4 protein-coding genes are annotated in these 2,865 nt (G+C 72.6%); 2 read left to right on the forward strand and 2 right to left on the reverse strand.

The window, feature by feature from the left end; genetic code table 11:
* A partial coding sequence (locus E1298_RS49990) for a hypothetical protein (protein ID WP_207945258.1) occupies positions 1–233 on the forward strand: 233 nt, incomplete at its 5' end.
* Positions 234–259: 26 nt separating this feature from the next.
* Here the strand turns inward: E1298_RS49990 and E1298_RS45810 are convergent.
* Together E1298_RS45810 and E1298_RS45815 are read right to left on the reverse strand one after the other, a co-directional pair.
* Complete coding sequence (locus E1298_RS45810; protein ID WP_131903635.1) at positions 260–976, reverse strand: type 1 glutamine amidotransferase; 717 nt, start codon at positions 974–976, stop codon at positions 260–262.
* Entirely contained in the window at positions 966–2,216 is a 1,251-nt protein-coding gene (locus tag E1298_RS45815) for a Mur ligase family protein (protein WP_131903636.1), read from the reverse strand. The genes E1298_RS45810 and E1298_RS45815 overlap by 11 nt, the downstream gene beginning before the upstream one ends.
* Positions 2,217–2,657: 441 nt before the next feature.
* On the opposite strand from E1298_RS45815, the gene E1298_RS49090 reads away from it, so the two are divergent.
* On the forward strand, positions 2,658–2,865 hold a 208-nt coding region (locus E1298_RS49090; protein ID WP_243726248.1), incomplete at its 3' end, for a hypothetical protein.

Genomic DNA, 2,865 nt, shown 5'->3' on the forward strand with positions numbered 1-2,865 from the left:
GGCCCGGTGGGCTCGACGCGCCGCAGAACACCTCGGCCACGCCCGTCGCGCACCTTCCGGCGGAGCCCGGACGGAAGGTGGCCGGCATGAGCACGACGCTGCTCGCGGCAGCCGGGGGCGGGGCGGCGGTGCTGCTGGTCATCGCGGTCGCGGCGACGGTCGGGTTCGTCCGCCGGGCGCAGGTCCGCCGCGAGTTCGCCGTCGGCCGGGCCCAGAAGGGGCGCGGCCTGTAGCGGCCGTCAGCGGCCTGTACCGGGCGTCAGGCCAGGACGGCGTTGAGGCGTTCCTCGCGGAGGCGGCCCGCCCAGGAGTCGTCGATCGGCTGGAGCTGGGCGCCGACGGCCCAGGTGAGCAGCAGGTCGGCCAGGGCGGGGTTGCGGACGAGCGCCGGTCCGTGCATGTAGGTGCCGACGACGCGGCCGCTGTAGGCGCCCTCGAAGCCGTTGCCGTCGCCGTTGCCGGTGCCCGCGACGACCTTGGCGAGCGGCTTGGCGCCGGGCCCGATGCTGGTGGCGCCCATGTGGTTCTCGAAGCCGGTGATCCGGGGGATGTTCAGCTCCGCCGACACATCACCGACGACCTCGCCGACCGCGCGCTGCTGGCCGCGGCCACTGCGGATGTCGAGGATGCCGAGGCCGGGGAGAAGCTGGCCCTCCTCGCCGCCGAACTCGTGGCCGATGATCTGGAACCCGGCGCAGACCGCGAAGATCACCGCGCCCCGCTGGGCGGCCCGCTGGAGGCCGCCGTCGCCCCGCAGGCGCTGCGCGGCGAGGATCTGCGGACGGTCCTCGCCGCCGCCGAGCAGGTAGATGTCGCCGTCGGTCGGCACCGGCTCGTCCGAGCGCAGGTGGAGGGTCTCGGTCGGGATCCCGCGCAGCGCGGAGCGGCGCTCCAGGACGATCGTGTTGCCCTGGTCGCCGTAGGTGCTGAGCAGGTCCGGGTAGATCCAGACGATCTTGATGCGGTCAGACGACACGGCCGTACCTCGTTCGGATGCTCTGGAAGGCGGTGTAGTTGGCGATCACGTCGAGCGGGCCTTGCGGCACCGCCATGACGGCCTGGTCGATGTCGTCCACCAGGGTGAAGCCCACCTCGGCGGCCTCCAGGCGCGCGGCCAGGTCGATGCGGCGCTCGCCGGCCACCCAGACCGGGCGGCCGCGCAGGATGCGGTAGTCGACGTCCCAGAGCCAGGAGGTGTCGCGGCCGTCCGGGCCCTGCGCGTTGACCGACAGGACGACCGGGCCGGGCGCGGGCCGCAGGACGTCGAACGCCTCCAGCCAGCCGGCCGGGTTCTTCGACAGCAGCAGGCGGATGCTGCGGCCCTGGTGCTCGACGGTCGTGTAGCGGCCGGCGACGGACTTGACCTCGCTCAGCAACGGCAGCGCCTGCTCGGGCTGGACGCCGAACTGGGCCACGACGGCGAGCGCCACCAGGGCGTTCGACCGGTTGGCGCGGCCCGGCAGGGACAGCCCGGAGAGCGGGAGGACGCGGCCGTCGGGGGTCGCGATCTGGTCGCCCTTGAGGATCCAGTCCGGACGGGGACGGGCGAAGTGGCACTGGCGGCAGCGCCAGTCGCTGTCCTCGTCGGTGTCCTGGCGGTCGAGGGGGCCGCCGCACTCGGGGCAGCACCACGAGTCCTCGCGCCAGTGCTGGCCCGCGGCGACCCACGTGACGCTCTTGGCGGTGGACGCGCCCCAGGTGACCAGCGGGTCGTCGCAGTTGGCGATGACGTGGCTCTGCGGGGACGCCTCAAGCGCGCGCCGCCACTTGCCGGCCAGCAGCCAGATCTCCGCCGCGCGGTCCATCTGGTCGCGGCTGAGGTTCATCAGGGCGACCACGTTGGCGCCGGTCTCGGCCAGCACCATCGGGACGTACTTCTCGTCGCACTCCAGGACCCCGTAGCGGGCCGTGGGCGCGGAGGCGAGGGCGGACACGTGCCCGGTGGGCATGTTCGCGCCGAACGCGTTGGTGGCGACCTCCCCCAGCGGCGTCATCGCCGAGGTGATCAGCCGGGTCGTCGTCGTCTTGCCGTTGGTCGCGCTGACGAGGACGAGCTTGCGGTCCTTGGCGAGCCTGGTCAGCAGCTCGGGGTCGAGCCGAAGACCGATCCGCCCTCCGATGACCGAGCCGTCTCCGCGGCCCGCGATGCGGGACATCTTCGCGGCCGTGCGACCGAGCGCGACGGCCAGCTGCGAACGCAGCGGAAGATCGCTCATGGACTCCGTCTTCTCTGGATGCGCAGGGAAACCGCTCCGAGCCTAGCCGCTGATCGACGCGCCCGTGGCGCCCATGGACCACAGGAATGCGACGAGCATCACACCGGATCACGTAAACCGCCCTTGGCAATCTTGACCCGTAGCGAGATCTCGTGATTCGGTTCGACCCCCGACTGCGGTGAGCCAGATTCCCATCCACGCGCCTGAGAACGACATCACCCACTACTTTTGTCGGGAGCCCTGCTGGTTTGCGGGGAAGCGAGCCCGCCTCGGCGGCGGGCCGGAATCGCAAGCGTGGCGAAGCGGCGATAAGGCGAGGTCTGAGCGATGCAGTGTCCGACGTGCGGTTCTAACACGCCCGGGACGCTCGGCAAGTGTTCTAACTGCGACGCGCCGATCGATGTGTACTCGGTCGGGCCGGCCGCGCCCCTGGGCGCGCCGGTGAGCGAATTCTCCGCCGACGCGCTGGGCGACCGGACGGTGATGGTGCCGCCGCCCACCCCGTCCTGGGCCCCGGCGCCCGCCGCACCTGCGGCGCCCGGGATGCTGCCGCCGGTCGACCCCGAGTCCACCGCGGCCTGGACGTTCGACCCGGACGAGGAGCCCGACTCGCAGGGCACCCCGGCCCCGGGATTCGCCGCCGCTGCCC

It is taken from the genome of Actinomadura rubrisoli (genome assembly GCF_004349215.1).
GTDB lineage: Bacteria > Actinomycetota > Actinomycetes > Streptosporangiales > Streptosporangiaceae > Spirillospora > Spirillospora rubrisoli.

Coding starts and splice junctions, on each gene's coding strand:
- E1298_RS45815 (WP_131903636.1), bottom strand. CDS start 2,216: ATGAGCGATCTTCCGCTGCGTTCGCAGCTGGCCGTCGCGCTCGGTCGC.